The sequence below is a fragment of the Enterobacter cloacae complex sp. SHL020 genome, from assembly GCF_049236945.1.
Classification (GTDB): Bacteria; Pseudomonadota; Gammaproteobacteria; order Enterobacterales; family Enterobacteriaceae; genus Enterobacter; species Enterobacter dykesii.
On the sequence record NZ_JBMKJF010000001.1, the window covers coordinates 33,725 to 50,986 of the forward strand.

The window sequence follows — 17,262 nt, forward strand, 5'->3', positions numbered from 1 at the left end:
AGTGAAATACCTGCTGTGTTGTTTCCATGCCTATCGGCAACCCCGCAGGTAAACTTGATGCTGAAACCGCGTCCATAAGAAAATAATATTTTTATGGGTTTATTATTAAAAAGTTAATACTTTATCGGCGGTCAGCGTCCACTCGGCCAGCTCAACCAGCGTACCAATCTCTACGCCATCAATCAGCGGCAGACCGGTAATGCCGCGGCCGTCGGTGCAGGTCTTGCACAGCTTCACCGGCACGTTTTGCGCGGTGAGGATCTCCAGCATCTGCTGAATGTTATAGCCTTCTGCCGGTTTTTGACCTTTCAGCCCCGCGGTGACCGCATCCGACATCAAAAAGAGTCGTAACGCCAGGTCACTCTCTTTTTCACGCAGCGCAATCGCCAGGCGCAGGCTGTTGAAAAGGGATTCGCTGCCGTAAGCCGCACCGTTGGCGACGATCACAATATTTTGCATGTTGACTCCTGTTCTTATAAAGGCACGAATATTGCTTAGCTTTCCCGAGTTTCGCTGTTCTGGAGAGTAAGCATGACATTAATGGCTGGCATTTCGCCAGGCGCTGCCGAATGGCTCGAGCGCGCAAGGATGATGCGCCGGGAGCAGCTCAGCAAGCTGGCACAGCTGGGCGTACTTGTGCACGGCATTAGCCAACTGGTGCACATGTTACAGTGCGAGCGTGGGGCGTCCAACGTCTGGCTCTGTTCACAGGGTAAGCTCTACGCTCCTGAATGCAAAGCCAGCCGGGCGCTGGTGGATGAAAACCTCGCTGCACTTTATGACATTCTTGAAAAACAGTCGCCGATAGCGGGAAGTAGCGTCTGTGAACGCATCGGCGGCGCGCTTCAGAGCCTTGATATGCTTCCCTTGCTGCGCGACGGTGTTATTCAGCAAACGGTAACGGCGCCGCAGGCGATGGAACATTACTCCCGCATGCTTCGCCATCTGCTCAGTATCGTGCCGCAGCTCAATGACAGCATTGACGATCCGCAAATCGCCGGGCGTTTTGTTGCCCTTTATAGCCTGATGCAGGGGAAAGAGCTGGCGGGACAGGAGCGGGCCCTGGGGGCAATTGGCTTCACGCAGGGCTTTTTCGATGATGTGACTCGCCAGAGGCTGGTTGACCGCATCGACGGGCAGCAGGCCTGCTTTGAGATCTTTCTTTCGCACAGCCATGCTGACGTCCAGACCACCTTTTCCCTGCACTGCCAGCCCGATCGTGAAACGGAGCAACTCCGGCGCGTAGCCTGTACCCGCCAGCCTGCCGCGGATGATGGCCTTACCGCTCTGGCTTGGTTTGCTCTGCAAACCGCGCGCCTTGAGCATCTGCGCACGCTGGAGGAGACGATCATCGCCGATCTGATGACGGCGGTGGAGGAGCGTATTTACCGTAACGATGAGTACGTGCCTCCCGCCGATGAACGGGACGATCCGCTGATACAGTATCCGGAAAAACCGTTGCTCACCCTGCTGCGCCAGCAGGCACGCGAGATAGAACAGCTCTCGCGCCAGCTTGCGTCGCTGCGCGATACGCTTGAAGAGCGCAAAGTCATTGATAAAGCGAAAACCGTGCTGATGACCCATCAGAATATGAGTGAGGAACAGGCCTGGACGGCGCTGCGCAAAATGGCGATGGACAAGAACCAAAGGATGGTGGATATCGCCCGCGCGCTGCTGATGGTGAAGAATTTGTGGCAGGTAACACCAAAGGAGTAGCTGCACGGTCAGCGGGCATTTTGTGCCTGATTAAGGTGCGTGCAGGCGAGGGAAGTTCGGTTAGCGCCCCGGAAACAGCGGGTTAAAACCTGGCATTCACTTTGCATTATCAGATTAACCATTTTTGACGATGCGCCAACGGCGGCGCATGCGTCTTCGGGATAAAGGCGTCCACTGGTGCTTCGGCATCATGGGCGCTTTTTTTTGGTTTTTTTCAGGAGTGGTCATGGCGGATTTGTCGAGACGGCGTTTTTTGCAGGCCAGCGTGCTGGCGAGTGGCGCAATGCTGTTACCGGGTGTCATGCAGGCCGCATGGGCGGCAGGCTCGGATAAACCGGAGCAGGAAACGGTGCGCATCGGGTTTATCCCGCTGACCGACTGCGCCCCGGTGGTTATCGCGGCGCTGAAAGGCTTTGATAAAAAATACGGTATTACCATTGTGCCCACTAAAGAGGCGAGCTGGGCGGCGGTGCGCGACAAGCTGGTGGCAGGCGAACTCGACGCCGCGCACATTCTCTACGGCCTGCTGTACGGCCTGGAGCTGGGCATCGCCGGCAAGCCGCAGCAGATGGCGAACCTGATGACCCTCAACCAGAACGGTCAGGCCATCACGCTCTCCAGAGATTTGGCGGAGAAGGGCGTTCGCGATCTCGATGGGCTGAAAAAGCTGATTGGGCAGCAGGCGCCTGGCACTTATACCTTCGCGCACACCTTCCCGACCGGGACGCACGCCATGTGGCTGTACTACTGGCTGGCCAGCGCGGGCATTAACCCCTTTGACGACGTGCGCACGGTAGTGGTGCCGCCGCCGCAGATGGTGATGAACATGCGCATTGGCAACATGGTGGGCTTCTGCGTCGGCGAGCCGTGGAACGCGCGGGCGATTAACGACCGGATCGGCTTTACCGCCGCCACGTCGCAGTCCATCTGGGCCGATCATCCGGAAAAGATCCTCGGCACGCGCCGCGACTGGGTGGAGAAAAACCCGCACACCGCGCGGGCGCTGGTGAGCGCCGTGATGGAGGCCGCGCGCTGGATCGAGGCGTCCCCGGAAAACAAACGCGAAACCGCGCAGATCCTCTCCCGCCGGGCGTGGCTCAACTGCAAGGAACAGTATCTCACCGGACGCATGCTCGGCGAGTACGACAACGGCCTGGGCCAGCGCTGGCAGGACGCGCACCCAATCCGCTTCTTCAACGGGGGGGCCGTCAGCTACCCATATCTCTCAGACGGCATGTGGTTCTTAACCCAGTTCCGCCGCTGGGGCTTGCTCAAATCCGCGCCGGACTACGCGGGCATCGCGCAGCGCATTAACCAGACCGCGGTCTGGCAGGATGCCGCCACGGCGGTGGGGGGCATCAGCACACCGACTTCACCATTACGCAGCAGCACATTGATGGACGGCACCGTCTGGAACGGTACCGATCCGGAAGGATACGCCAGCCGTTTCGCTATTCACCGTAAAGGGGCCTGATTATGCAGCATCTGCAAAAGACGAATTCACACGAGACGCCGGAGAGTGGAGAGGTGTTTCTCCTGCCTTCGGTGCAGGTTCGCCGCCGTACGCCGACGTTTGCGCGTCGGATTAATGCGATCCTTCAGCGCATCATCCCGGCGTTTCTCGGTCTGGGACTGCTGGTGGTGCTCTGGCAGCTGGCGGCGATTAACAGCAAAGGTTTCCCGACGCCGCTCAGCACGCTCGATTCCGCCATCACCCTGTTTGCCGATCCGTTTTATCGCGACGGGCCAAACGACATGGGCATCGGCTGGAACGTGCTCGCCTCATTACAGCGCGTGGCGGTGGGGTTTGGCCTGGCCGCGCTCGCCGGGATCCCGCTCGGCTTCCTGATTGGTCGCTTCACCTTTTTCTCTCGCATGTTCGGCCCGCTGATCGCGCTGTTACGCCCGGTTAGCCCGCTGGCCTGGCTGCCCATCGGCCTGCTGCTGTTTCAGAAAGCGGAGCCCGCGTCGAGCTGGACCATTTTTATCTGCTCCATCTGGCCGATGGTGATCAACACCGCCGAAGGCGTGCGCCGCATTCCGCAGGACTACCTCAACGTGGCCCGGGTGCTACAGCTTTCCGAGTGGACCATTATGCGCCGCATTCTCTTCCCGGCGGTGCTGCCCGCGGTGCTGACCGGGGTGCGTCTCTCCATCGGCATCGCCTGGCTGGTGATCGTCGCCGCCGAGATGCTCACCGGAGGTTTAGGGATCGGCTTCTGGATCTGGAACGAGTGGAACAACCTCAACGTCGAAAACATTCTCATCGCCATCGTCATCATTGGCGTGGTCGGGCTGCTGCTGGAGCAGGGGCTGATGCTGATCGCCCGTCGCTTTAGCTGGCAGGAAAAATAAGGAGCGAACATGAAACCATTAATTCAGGTCCAGGCCGTGAGCCAGCTTTTTTCCACCGCCAGCGGCGAGTTTCTGGCGCTGCAGAACGTCTCTTTTGATATCCACGAGGGCGAAACCGTGAGCCTGATTGGTCACTCCGGCTGCGGCAAATCGACGCTCCTTAACCTCATCGCCGGTATTACCCTGCCGACGGAAGGCGGGCTGATTTGCGACAACCGCGAAATCGCCGGTCCGGGTCCGGAACGTGCGGTGGTGTTCCAGAACCATTCGCTGCTGCCGTGGCTCACCTGCTTTGACAACGTGGCCCTGGCGGTCGATCACGTGTTCCGCCACAGCATGAGCAAGGCGGAGCGCAGGGAGTGGATTGAACACAACCTCGACCGCGTGCAGATGGGGCACGCCCTGCACAAGCGCCCGGGGGAGATCTCCGGCGGCATGAAGCAGCGCGTCGGCATTGCTCGCGCGCTGGCGATGAAGCCGAAAGTCCTGCTGATGGATGAACCCTTCGGCGCGCTCGATGCCCTGACGCGCGCGCATCTGCAGGACTCGGTGATGCAGATCCAGCAGGCGCTGAACACCACGATCGTGCTCATTACCCACGACGTGGACGAGGCGGTGCTGCTCTCCGATCGCGTGCTGATGATGACCAACGGCCCGGCGGCCACCGTCGGGGAGATCCTGCGCGTCGATCTGCCGCGCCCGCGCAACCGGGTGCAGCTGGCCGACGACAGCCGCTATCACCACATGCGCCAGCAGATCCTTCATTTCCTCTATGAAAAGCAGCCGAAAGCGGCGTAACGAGGGGGCCTGGATGCGACTGGTCATTATCGGAAATGGCATGGCGGCCACGCGGCTGATTGCCTCGCTCACCGGGCGTGCTGCCGGTCGTTTCGCTATCACCGTCATCGGCGAGGAGCCGGAGCATGCCTATAACCGCATCCAGCTTTCGCCGGTGCTGGGCGGTGAAAAGCAGGCTGCAGACATCTGCCTTCAGGATGACGACTGGTACCAGGCGCGCGGCGTGACGGTGCTGCGGGGTGAAAAGGCGATCGCCGTGAACGTGGACGCGCGGGAAGTGCAAACCACCGCCCGCACGCTGAGCTGGGATGCGCTGGTGTTTGCCACCGGATCAACGCCCTTTATTCCGCCAATCCCCGGCTGCGATGCACCGCATGTGTTCACGTTCCGCACTCTGGAGGATACGCGGGCCATTCGGGCGATCGCCGGTCCGGCGGTGGTGCTGGGCGGCGGCGTGCTCGGGGTTGAGACGGCGGCGGCGCTGGCGCGCTCAGGTGACAACGTCACGCTTGTTCATCGCGGTCCGTGGCTGATGGAGCAGCAGCTTGATCGGCAGGCGGGAATGCTGCTGGAAGAGGCTCTGGCGGCGCGGGGCGTGCGCTGTGAGCTCGCCTCGGGCATCGCAGCGGTGAGCGGAAATAGCGTGACGCTGCTCAACGGACGCAGCGTCGCCGCCGCGCGCGTGGTGCTGGCGACCGGCGTGCAGCCCAGCGTCGCGCTGGCGCTGGCCAGCGGCATTCGCTGCGCGCGCGGCATCGTGGTGGATCACCAGATGCAAACCTCCGAACCGAACGTCTATGCCATCGGCGAGTGCTGCGAAATTGACGGGCAGACGCTTGGCCTGGTCGCCCCCTGCATGGTGCAGGCGGAGATCCTCGCCGCGCGGCTGGCCGGGGACGCCACCGCGCCGTTTACCCTGACCGACAGCGGGATGCGCCTCAAGGTGACGGGCGTGGAGCTGTTCAGCCTCGGCCGCGCGGCGGAGCAGGAGGGCGACGTGGTCTGGAGCGCATGGGATCCTCTGACCCGCCACTATCGTCGTTTATTGATCCATCAGGGGGCGCTGGCTGGCGCGCTGCTGATGGGCGACTGCCGCAGCGCGGCAACGTTTACCGATTTACTGGCAACGGCCACGCCCGCCCACGCGGACTGGCTGTTCGATCGTTTCACTACGCAACCGCAGGTTGCAGGACAGAATGCTATGACAAAACCTACTCTGGTGGTGGTTGGGCACGGTATGGTCGGCCATCATTTCCTCGAAGACTGCGTTAAGCACAATCTGCATCAGCAGTATCAGATCGTCGTCTTTGGCGAGGAGCGCTATGCCGCCTATGACCGCGTGCATTTGTCGGAATATTTTGGCGGCCGCAGCGCGGCGTCGCTCTCGCTGGTGGAGGGGGATTTCTTTGCCGACAGCGGCATTGAGCTGCGCCTGTCGCAGCAGATCGTCGCTATCGATCGCGACGCGCGCGTGGTGCGCACCGCCAGCGGGCATGAGACCCACTGGGACAAGCTGGTGCTGGCGACAGGCTCATACCCGTTCGTTCCGCCCGTGCCGGGCAACGATTTGCCGGGCTGTTTTGTCTACCGCACCCTTGACGACCTGGACAACATTGCTGCACATGCGGCGGGCTCGCGCCGCGGCGTGGTGATTGGCGGCGGCCTGCTCGGACTGGAGGCGGCGAATGCCCTGAAGCAGCTCGGGCTGGAAACCCACGTGGTGGAATTTGCGCCCAACCTGATGGCGGTCCAGCTCGACAGCGATGGCGCGGCGATGCTGCGCAAGAAAATCGAGGCGCTGGGCGTCGGCGTTCACACCAGTAAAGCCACGACGGAGATCGCCACCGCGGACGGCGGGCTGGTGCTGCGCTTTGCCGATGGCGAACAACTGGAAACGGACATGGTGGTCTTTTCGGCGGGCATCCGTCCGCAGGACGCGCTGGCGCGCAGCAGCGGGCTGGCTATCGGCGAACGCGGCGGGATCTGCATTGACGACGGCTGCCAGACTTCCGATCCGGACGTGCTGGCCATCGGCGAATGCGCCCTGTGGGAGGGGAAAATCTTCGGACTGGTCGCGCCCGGCTATCAGATGGCGCGGGTGGCCGCCGCCGCGCTGGCGGGTGAGGATAAAACCTTCACCGGCGCGGATATGAGCACTAAGCTCAAGCTGCTCGGCGTGGACGTGGCCTCGTTCGGCGACGCGCACGGGCGCACCCCGGGGGCGCTGAGCTACCAGTGGACGCACGGTCCGCAGCAAGTCTACAAGAAAATCGTGGTCAGCCACGACGGTAAAACGCTGCTCGGCGGCGTGCTGGTGGGCGATGCCAGCGAGTACGCCACGCTGGTGCAGATGATGCTCAACGGGATAGCCCTGCCGAAAGAGCCGGAAACGCTCATTTTACCCGCGTCGTCAGGCAGCGCGCCAAAAGCGCTGGGCGTGGCGGCGCTGCCGGAAAGCGCGCAGATCTGCTCCTGTCATAACGTCAGTAAAGGCGATATCTGCCGGGCGGTGAGCGCGGGCGCGGCGGATATCGGCGCCGTTAAGCAGTGCACCAAAGCGGCGACCGGCTGCGGGGGATGTAGCGCGCTGGTGAAGCAGGTGATGGAGTTCCAGCTTGCGGAGCAGGGCGTGGAGGTGAAAAAGGACATCTGCGAGCACTTCCCGTACTCGCGCCAGGAGATATACCACCTCGTGCGGGTCAACCATATCCGCACTTTCGACCAGTTGATTAGCCGCTACGGACAGGGGCACGGATGCGAGATCTGCAAGCCGCTGGTGGGGTCGGTACTCGCCTCCTGCTGGAACGAGTATCTGCTGAAACCGGCGCACCTGCCGCTGCAGGACACCAACGACCGCTACTTCGCCAACATCCAGAAGGATGGCACCTACTCCATCGTGCCGCGCATGCCCGCAGGGGAAGTGACCGCCGACGGGCTGATCGCCATCGGGCAGATTGCGAAACGCTACAGCCTGTACAGCAAAATTACCGGCGGACAGCGAATCGACCTTTTCGGCGCCACTCTGGAACAGCTGCCTGAGATCTGGCAGGCGCTGGTGGAGGCCGGTTTTGAGACCGGACACGCCTATGGGAAATCCCTGCGCACGGTGAAATCCTGCGTCGGTTCAACCTGGTGCCGCTACGGGGTGCAGGACTCCACCGGCCTCGCGGTCAGGCTTGAGCACCGCTACAAGGGGCTGCGCGCACCGCACAAAATCAAAATGGCGGTCTCCGGCTGCACCCGCGAGTGCGCGGAGGCGCAGAGCAAAGACGTGGGGGTCATTGCCACCGATAAGGGCTGGAACCTCTATCTGTGCGGCAACGGCGGGATGAAGCCGCGCCACGCGGATCTCTTCGCCAGCGATCTCGATGATGAAACGCTGATCCGCACCGTTGACCGTTTCCTGATGTTTTACATCCGCACGGCGGATCGCCTGCAGCGCACCAGCACCTGGATGGACAACCTTGACGGCGGCCTCGACTATCTGCGCGAGGTGATCCTCAACGACAGCCTCGGCATCGCCCACGAGCTGGAGCAGGAGATGGCCCGGGTGGTGGAAACCTACCAGTGCGAATGGCAAACCACGCTCAGCGATCCCAACCGCCTGGCGCTGTTCCGCACGACGGTGAACGACACCGCGCCGGATGAAAGCAAGCGCTGGCAGGAAATTTGCGGCATCGACGATATCCCCGAGCAGGCGGGCATCGGCGCGCGGCTTGGACGTAAGCCGATTGCGCTCTTCCGCTTTGGCAAAACCGTTTACGCCCTCGACGATCGGGAGCCGGGCGGCGATGCGAACGTGCTTTCCCGCGGCATTCTTGGCGATGCGGCGGGCGAGCCGGTGGTGATTTCACCGCTCTACAAGCAGCGCATTCGCCTGCGCGACGGCTGTCAGGTGGAGAACGGCGAACCCGCGGTGCGCGCCTGGCCAGTGAAAATTGAAAACGGCAAGGTGTGGGTTGGCAGCGACGCCCTGGTAATGCGTGCGGAGGCCTCATGACGGAAACCCGGACAACGTGCCCCTACTGCGGGGTGGGCTGCGGCGTGGTCGCCCGCGTGGAAGGTGAAGCGGTCAGCGTTCGGGGAGATGAAACCCATCCTGCGAACCTGGGTCGCCTGTGCGTGAAAGGATCGGCTCTGGGGGAGACCACGGGGTTACAGGGGCGGCTTTTGCGCCCGGTCGTTGACGGCTTTGAGGTGGACTGGGCTCAGGCGCTGAGCGCGGCAGGAGAGCGCCTGCGGGAGATTATCGATAAATGGGGGCCGCAGGCGGTGGCGTTTTACGCCTCCGGCCAGCTGTTGACCGAGGATTACTATGCCGCCAACAAGCTGATGAAAGGGTTTATCGGTGCGGCAAACATTGATACCAACTCCCGGCTCTGCATGTCTTCGGCGGTGGTCGGCTACAAGCGCGCCTTTGGCGAAGACGTGGTGCCGTGCAGCTATGAGGATGTGGAAAACAGCAAACTGGTGGTGCTGGTGGGATCCAACGCTGCATGGACCCATCCGGTGCTGTATCAGCGGCTGGTGCAGGCAAAGCACAGTAATCCGCAGATGAAGGTGGTGGTGATTGACCCGCGCCGCACCGCCACCTGCGATATAGCCGATCTGCATCTTGCGCTCGCCCCCGGCAGCGACGCCGGGCTGTATGTCGGGTTACTCAATCTGATCCAGGGTGATGAGGAGTGGCCGATTGCCCGCGTGGCGGAGTTTTGCGACCTTCCGTCAGAGGAGATTGCTACCTTTTACGACTGGTTTGTCACCGCGCCTCGCGCGATTACGCTCTACACGATGGGGATCAACCAGTCCGCCAGCGGCAGCGACAAGTGTAACGCCATCATTAACGTTCATCTTGCCAGCGGGAAGTTCAACCGTCCGGGCTGCGGCCCGTTTTCGCTGACCGGACAGCCAAACGCGATGGGCGGACGGGAAGTGGGCGGGCTGGCGAACCAGCTGGCGGCGCACATGAACTTTGAGCCGGACGACCTCTCGCGGGTGGCGCGTTTCTGGGGAACGGAACGGCTGGCGCAGACGCCGGGCCTGATGGCGGTGGAGCTGTTTGATGCCATTGCTCGCGGTGAGGTGAAGGCGGTGTGGATCATGGGCACCAATCCTGCCGTCTCGCTGCCGGACAGCCACGCGGTGTGTCAGGCGCTGGCGAACTGCCCGCTGGTGATGATCTCTGAGGTGATGAACGATACCGACACCAGCCGATTCGCCCATATCCGTTTTCCGGCGCTGGGCTGGGGAGAGAAGGACGGCACGGTGACCAATTCCGAGCGCCGCATTTCGCGCCAGCGCGCGTTTCTGCCCGCGCCGGGCGAGGCGAAGCCGGACTGGTGGATCGTCGCGCAGATGGCGAAACGGCTGGGCTACGGCGAGTCCTTTGCCTGGCAACATCCGCACGAGATTTTTTGCGAACATGCGGCGCTGACGGCCTTTGAAAATGACGGCGCGCGGGCGTTGAATCTTCATGAACTGGCAGCGCTAACCCGTGAGGAGTGGGAGCAGCTTGAGCCCTGGCAGTGGCCGACGGGGGATTTCCCGTGCCGAAACATCGTTCCCGTTAACCCTCTGTCGCACGGCGCGACGGTCAGCGCGTTATACCCGCTGATTCTCAACTCGGGGCGCATCCGCGATCAGTGGCATACCATGACCCGAACGGGATACGTGGCGAGGCTGATGCAGCATATCGCCGAACCGTTTGTTGAGATTTGCCCCGCAGACGCCGTTCGGTTTTCCCTGTGCGACGGCCAGCTGGCGCGCATCAGCTCGCCGCGCGGCGTGATGGTGGCAAGAGTGTGCGTCAGCGACGGGATACGGGAAGGCGAGGCCTTTGCCCCGATGCACTGGAACGCCGGGTTTTCCCGCCAGGGAAAGGTGAATGCGCTGGTGGAAGGGCGCTGCGATCCGGTTTCGGGCCAGCCGGAGAGTAAACAAACCGCCGTCAGGATCCTGCCCTGGCAGCCCGCCTGGCAGGGGGAACTCTATGCCCGGGAATGGCCGGAAATGCCCTCTTCGGCTTACTGGTGGCGTAAAGCCTCACGCCTGACGGTGGCGGGCGATCAACCGCTGCTGCCGTGGGTAATGGAATACGCCAGCGCTCAGGGCTGGCAGCTGCAGGTTGCGCAAACCGGTGAACGCAGCAGCGTGCTGGCCTGGCATGAAGGCCGGCTGATGCTGGGCTTCTGGGAGGGCACCGCGTTACCGGCGCTGGCGCATGCGGTGATTGAAGCCGCTTTTCAATCCCCACCCGTGCTTCTCGCAGAACGCCACGCCTTGTTGAACGGACAGAGCGTCGGGAAGGCGGCGGATCCGGGACGCATCATCTGCAGCTGTTTCAGCGTCGGGGAGAATGCGATACGGGAGGCGATCGTCGGCGGATGTGATTCCGTCACCGCGCTGGGGGCGACGCTGCGCTGTGGTACGAACTGTGGTTCCTGCGTGCCGGAGCTGAAAGGGCTGTTTCAGGATAATCCTGAAATGTCCGCCAGAACTGCATTTCAAGGCTTATCGCGTTAACATAATAGGAGTTTATTCATAAACACAGGTTCTTATTTACGACGTTGATGGCTGTATCGTCCCGCATTCGTTTGCTGTTATTACTCCCCCTTGTTACGGTCGGAGCCGTTCACGGTGCGCCGAATTCCTTTATGCAGCAGGCGCAAAATCCCTTCGATAATAACGGGGATAGTTTGCCCGACCTCGGCATGGCGGCGCCAACGGGCGAGGGGGAAAAGCATCTGGCCGAAATGGCGAAAGCCTTCGGTGAGGCCAGCATGACCGACAACGGTCTCACCACCGGCGAGCAGGCGCGGCAGTTTGCGTTTGGCCAGGTGCGCGACGCGGTGAGCGGCGAAGTGAACCAGCAGATTGAATCCTGGCTTTCGCCCTGGGGGAACGCCAGTGTGAACTTGCTGGTAGATAACGATGGCAAATTTAACGGCAGCAGCGGGAGCTGGTTTATCCCCTGGAACGATAACAACCGTTACCTGAGCTGGAGCCAGCTTGGCCTGACCCAGCAGACGGATGGCCTGGTCAGTAACGCTGGAATCGGCCAGCGCTGGGTCGCCGGGAAATGGCTGCTGGGTTACAACACCTTTTACGATAACCTGCTGGACGAAAATCTGCAGCGTGCCGGGCTGGGTGCAGAAGCGTGGGGGGAAAATCTGCGCCTGTCAGCAAACTATTATCAGCCCTTTGCCGGCTGGCGCGACCGCTCCGACGTCCAGGAACAGCGGATGGCGCGCGGCTATGACGTCACCGCGAAAGCCTGGCTGCCGTGGTTCCATCATCTGAATACCAGCGTGAGCTTCGAGCAATACTTTGGCGATAACGTCGATCTCTTCAACAGCGGAACGGGCTATCACAATCCGGTGGCGGTGAATCTGGGGCTTAACTATACCCCCGTACCGCTGGTCACCCTGACCGCCGCGCACAAGCAGGGCGAAAGTGGCGAGAGCCAGAATAACCTCGGGCTGAAGGTCAACTATCGTTTTGGCGTGCCGCTGGTGAAGCAGCTTTCCGCCGGTGAAGTCGCCGCCGCGCGCTCCCTGCGCGGAAGCCGCTACGACTCGCCGGAGCGCAATAGCCTGCCGGTGATGGAGTTCCGCCAGCGTAAAACGCTGTCCGTCTGGCTGGCGACGCCGCCGTGGGATCTAAAAGGGGGCGAGACCGTTATGCTGAAGCTTCAGGTTCGCAGCACGCACGGCATTCGTCAGATCCACTGGCAGGGGGATACGCAGGCGCTGAGCCTGACGTCGCCGCCCAAAAGCAACAGCAGCGACGGCTGGAGTGTGATTATGCCTGCCTGGGATGACAGTGAAGGGGCGACAAACCGCTGGCACCTGTCGGCGGTGGTGGAAGATGAGAAGGGCCAGCGCGTCTCGTCCAATGAGATCGTGCTGACCGTCGTGCAGCCGCTGGTCGCGTTACCGGACAACGACCCGCGCTGGAAGCTTCTGCCGGAGGAGTAATCCTTAAAAAATGCGTTCCTGATGCACCCACACCGCAGCTTCAACGCGGGATTTGAGCTTCATTTTCTTCAGCATATGCTTCACGTGTACTTTGACCGTGCTTTCGGTGATGTCCAGGCGGCGGGCGATCATTTTGTTCGGCAGCCCCTGGGCAATGAGTTTAAGAATATCGCGCTCGCGCGGGGTTAACTGGCTGACGTCGCGGTCAGAGGTGGCGCGGTTGGCGCGCAGGCTGGCGGCCAGCACCGGCGTTAAGGCTTCGCTGAGAACCATCTCGCCCGCCGCAGCCTGCTGCAGCGCCTTAAGCAAGTCTTCCGGCTCCATATCTTTGAGCAGATAACCATCCGCGCCGCGCTTCAGCGCCGTGACCACATCCTCTTCATGGTTTGACACGCTAAAGACAACGATGCGCCCGGAAAGCGATTTTTCCCGCAGCTTGTCGAGGGTTTCCAGACCGTTCATGCCGGGCATATTCAGATCGAGCAGGATCAGGTCGGGATCGAGGGATTCGGCAAGCTCAATACCCTGTTCACCGTTGCTGGCTTCGCCAACCACGGTGATATCGGGCGCCATGCTGACCAGCTGTTTCACGCCAGTACGCAGCATCGGATGGTCGTCTATCAACAGGATGGATGCCGGTTCCTGATTAGTCATGGGTTTCTCCTTGAGCAGTTGTAAGCGGTTTCTCGGGAATAAAGGTGACCACGACTTCCGTGCCACCCGTCTCTCTCCGGCGAACCTGGCAATCACCGCGCAGGCTTTGGGCGCGGTCTCGCATAATAATTAAACCATAGTGGTTAGTGCGTTCGGCATTTTCCGGCACGCCGCGGCCGTTGTCGTGAACCGTAAGCTTCACCTGATTGTTGTGCTGGCTGACGGTGACCGTTACCGCCGTCGCGCCGGAATGCTTAAGCACGTTGCTCAGCGCTTCACGGGCGATCTGAAGTACATGTATGGCCTGGTGGGAGGGGACAAACCGCGGCGGCAGCTGGTAGTCCAGCTTCACCGGGAACCCCAGCCGGGCGCTAAATTCGTGACAGCTGGCCTCCAGCGCCGGACGCAGACCCGGCTCGGTCAGCTGCAGACGGAAGGTAGTCAGCAGCTCGCGAAGCTGTATCCAGGAGGTGTTCAGCTCGTTGCGGATCTGGCTAAGCAGCTGCTTGTTACTTTCGGGCATCTCTGCATCCTGCATCTGCAGGCAGCTCACCTGCATTTTCATACAGGAGAGCGACTGGGCGATCGAGTCATGAAGTTCGCGGGCGATGGTCGCGCGCTCTTCCATGACGATCAGCTGCTGCTGCTTTTCCTGATGCCTGTCGAGCGCCAGCGTGGCCGTGAGCTGTTCGACCAGCGTATCAACCAGCTGCTGCTGGTCGTGGCTCAGATGACGCCCGGCTGGCAGCGTTGCCAGCAGAATACCGTACTGGGTGTGGCTGTCGGTCAGGCGCCACTTCAGGGTGGTGCCGCCGGACGTCAGCGGCGGCAGGCCGCGAGGGCAAAGATGGCAGCCTTTGTCATCGCAGGACATATCCGACTGACAGGTAAATTCCTGATGGTTATCTTCGTCTTCCACGTCGTAGACGCGCAGCTCAAGGTCGTGAAGCAGGGTTAGATTTTGCAGGCCGTTCAGCACCGGAGAGAGGCGTTCGCATAGCGGCACCTGCATGTGCAGACGACGGTTGGCCTGCCACAGGAAGGAAAGTATTTCGTTTTTCTGCTCAAGTCCGGCCGTTTTTTCCTGAACGCGCTGTTCCAGCACCGAGTAGCTCTCGGATAGCTCTGCCGACATGGTGTTGAGCGCCTGGCCGAGCATGGCCATCTCGTTGCGCCCGCTGATGTGCGTGCGCTGGGTAAAATCGCGTGCGGTGACCGCGCGGGCCATCGCCAGCAGCTGTTTCCACGGGTTTAGCAGCCGCGCGCGGAGCCAGACGATGGTGAAGATCAGCAGCAGCCCCATAAACAGCGCCATGGCGCGGTGCACCATCACCACCCGGTCAATGCGTAATTCGGTGGTTTGGTCGAAAGAGGAGACCAGCGCATCAATGCGTGAGACGAACCCCGCCACGTCCTGCGCAACGGTTTCGGTGCTGCGCGCCTGTTTCAGCCCAGGCTGCAGCTGGGTGTGCCAGTAGCCCTGAAGGGCTTTAAGCTGGGATTGCTGACCGGCGCGGATGGCGGCGTTTTCCAGTTCGGGGCTGAAGACGGTGTGCTCCATTTCATCGATCAGGGGCCGATCGTCCTGCGTCAGGGGAACCGACGCCAGCAGGCGATAACTCTGCATGCGTAGCGAGCCTGCCTCGTTGATGGCATGCGCATTACCCTGTACTCCCTGTACAAGCCAGCCGGAGATCGCCATGCCGGTCACGCCGATGGCGGTGGACAGCAAAACAATCAGAGCGAGCTGATTCACGAGCGTCAGCGGAGATAAACATCTTTTTAACATAGAGGTGGCGTGCTCCTGACGTGGCCTGCTTGCAGGAATGGCGCTATTCTGGTGCATACCCTGGAGTATACCCATACCAATAAAGGATTACCCCTAAATTGCCAACGGAGTAGGGGGAAGGAGGTGGGGGTAGCCAGGAACCGTCATTGCCGTGAAAAACCACGTCTTTTTCACCGAATTAGCCTACTCACTAAGGATGAGGCTTTATTTTACGCCGTAAATCCTCCCACTTTTCCTTTGATTTATATCAACTTACCGCCGCCCTAAAACCCTAATGTTTGCAGCATCATTTGAGAATCAGAGGTGTCTATGAGTCACTCATCCGCTCCCGAAAGGGAAAATGGTGCCGTTATTACAGACTGGCGTCCAGAGGATCCGGCGTTCTGGCAACAGCGCGGCCATCGTGTAGCCAGCCGGAATCTGTGGATTTCCGTGCCGTGCTTGTTATTAGCGTTTTGCGTATGGATGTTGTTTAGCGCGGTGGCGGTCAACCTGCCGAAAGTCGGGTTCACGTTTACGACCGATCAGCTGTTTATGCTGACCGCGCTGCCGTCGCTGTCAGGCGCGCTGCTGCGTGTACCTTACGCGTTTATGGTACCGGTGTTTGGCGGTCGTCGCTGGACGGCGTTCAGCACGGGCATCATGATCGTCCCCTGCGTCTGGCTCGGCTTCGCGGTGCAGGATACCTCTACGCCGTTTAGCGTATTCGTGATTATTTCCCTGCTGTGCGGTTTTGCGGGCGCGAACTTCGCCTCCAGCATGGCGAACATCAGCTTCTTCTTCCCGAAAGCGAAGCAGGGCGGCGCGCTGGGCATTAACGGCGGTCTGGGGAACATGGGCGTCAGCGTGATGCAGCTCATTGCCCCGCTGGCGATCTCGGTCTCCATTTTTGCGGCCTTTGGCGGCGGTGGCGTTGAGCAGGCAGATGGTTCTTCCCTCTATCTGCAGAACGCCGCCTGGATCTGGGTACCTTTCCTGGTGGTCTTCACCCTCGCAGCCTGGTTCTTTATGAACGACCTGTCCGCGTCGAAGGCGTCGCTGAGCGAACAGCTGCCGGTGCTGAAGCGTGGACACCTCTGGGTGATGGCACTGCTGTATCTGGCGACCTTCGGTTCGTTTATCGGCTTCTCGGCAGGCTTCGCAATGCTGTCGAAAACCCAGTTCCCGGAGATTCAGATCCTGCAATTCGCCTTCTTCGGACCGTTTATTGGTGCCCTTGCACGTTCGCTGGGCGGCATGGTCTCTGACCGCCTGGGAGGTACCCGCGTGACGCTGGTTAACTTCGTCGTGATGGCGGTCTTCTGCGCGCTGCTGTTCCTGACGCTGCCCGCTGACGGACAGGGCGGTAACTTCATCGCCTTCTTCGGCGTGTTTATGGTGCTGTTCCTGACGGCCGGGCTCGGGAGTGCGTCTACCTTCCAGATGATCTCCGTGATCTTCCGTAAGCTGACGATGGACCGCGTGAAGGCGCAGGGCGGGAGCGAAGAGCAGGCCATGCGCGAAGCGGCGACGGATACGGCCGCGGCACTGGGCTTTATCTCTGCCATCGGCGCGATTGGCGGCTTCTTTATCCCGAAAGCGTTCGGTATCTCTCTGGACCTGACCGGCTCTCCGGCCGGTGCCATGAAAGTCTTCCTCGTCTTCTATATCGCCTGCGTTGTGATTACGTGGCTGGTATATGGCCGAAATACCAAGAAAAATAAGTAAGTGTGATTATCCGTTTACGCGGCCTTCGGGCCGCGTTTTTTTAGCCTGAATAATAGTTACAACATACTTACGGCTTTTACGACAGACGCCTGCGGTGGCACAGCGATCGCCATCGCTTTGCAGGTGGGTCTACCCCTTAATACCTGAGAGGTTAAATTTTGACTGGTTTTTTGTACGATAAAATAAAAATAATTATATATTTCATAGTGATATGAAATTTTTAAAGATACCGCTTTGGTGGTATTTGGTGTAACCCCTCCCCGGAAA

Annotated in this window: 11 protein-coding genes; 8 read left to right on the forward strand and 3 right to left on the reverse strand. The window is 60.7% G+C overall.

The annotated features are described in order from the left end of the window. Nucleotides 1–105: 105 nt before the first annotated feature. Nucleotides 106–459: a DsrE/DsrF/TusD sulfur relay family protein gene (locus tag ACOTZB_RS00195; protein ID WP_421626189.1), complete on the reverse strand. Its 354-nt coding sequence runs from the start codon at nt 457–459 to the stop codon at nt 106–108. A gap of 72 nt (nt 460–531) precedes the next feature. Here ACOTZB_RS00195 and nasR point away from each other — a divergent pair, with 72 nt between their 5' ends. From nasR to ACOTZB_RS00230, 7 genes are all read left to right on the forward strand, one after another. Then, on the forward strand, nt 532–1,716 hold the full coding sequence (gene nasR, locus ACOTZB_RS00200) for a nitrate regulatory protein NasR (RefSeq protein ID WP_421626190.1): 1,185 nt from the start codon (nt 532–534) through the stop codon (nt 1,714–1,716). A gap of 226 nt (nt 1,717–1,942) precedes the next feature. Continuing rightward, entirely contained in the window at nt 1,943–3,190 is a 1,248-nt protein-coding gene (locus tag ACOTZB_RS00205; RefSeq protein ID WP_421626191.1) for a CmpA/NrtA family ABC transporter substrate-binding protein, read from the forward strand. Nucleotides 3,191–3,192: 2 nt separating this feature from the next. Then, complete coding sequence (gene ntrB / locus ACOTZB_RS00210) at nt 3,193–4,071, forward strand: nitrate ABC transporter permease (RefSeq protein WP_421626192.1); 879 nt, start codon at nt 3,193–3,195, stop codon at nt 4,069–4,071. Between the two features lie 9 nt (nt 4,072–4,080). Continuing rightward, a complete protein-coding gene (locus ACOTZB_RS00215; protein WP_421626193.1) occupies nt 4,081–4,869 on the forward strand; it encodes an ABC transporter ATP-binding protein in 789 nt (262 codons plus the stop codon). A gap of 13 nt (nt 4,870–4,882) precedes the next feature. Beyond that, on the forward strand, nt 4,883–8,869 hold the full coding sequence (gene nirB, locus ACOTZB_RS00220; protein WP_421626194.1) for a nitrite reductase large subunit NirB: 3,987 nt from the start codon (nt 4,883–4,885) through the stop codon (nt 8,867–8,869). Next, nucleotides 8,866–11,391 (forward strand): molybdopterin-dependent oxidoreductase, encoded by a 2,526-nt coding sequence (locus ACOTZB_RS00225; RefSeq protein ID WP_421626195.1) that lies wholly within the window; start codon nt 8,866–8,868, stop codon nt 11,389–11,391. Before nirB ends, ACOTZB_RS00225 begins: the two co-directional genes overlap by 4 nt. A gap of 47 nt (nt 11,392–11,438) precedes the next feature. Then, complete coding sequence (locus ACOTZB_RS00230) at nt 11,439–12,845, forward strand: YchO/YchP family invasin (RefSeq protein WP_421626196.1); 1,407 nt, start codon at nt 11,439–11,441, stop codon at nt 12,843–12,845. A 3-nt stretch (nt 12,846–12,848) separates the two neighbouring features. On the opposite strand, the gene narL is transcribed toward ACOTZB_RS00230, so the two are convergent. Continuing rightward, the gene (gene narL / locus ACOTZB_RS00235; RefSeq protein WP_008499531.1) at nt 12,849–13,499 is read right to left on the reverse strand and encodes a two-component system response regulator NarL; all 651 of its coding nucleotides are present in this window, start codon (nt 13,497–13,499) and stop codon (nt 12,849–12,851) included. Then, on the reverse strand, nt 13,492–15,288 hold the full coding sequence (gene narX / locus ACOTZB_RS00240; protein ID WP_421626197.1) for a nitrate/nitrite two-component system sensor histidine kinase NarX: 1,797 nt from the start codon (nt 15,286–15,288) through the stop codon (nt 13,492–13,494). The genes narL and narX overlap by 8 nt, the downstream gene beginning before the upstream one ends. 309 nt (nt 15,289–15,597) lie before the next feature. Between narX and ACOTZB_RS00245 the strand changes: the two genes are divergently transcribed. Next, nucleotides 15,598–16,995, forward strand: coding sequence for a NarK family nitrate/nitrite MFS transporter (locus ACOTZB_RS00245; RefSeq protein WP_023335991.1), 1,398 nt, complete (start codon nt 15,598–15,600; stop codon nt 16,993–16,995). Nucleotides 16,996–17,262 lie beyond the last annotated feature (267 nt).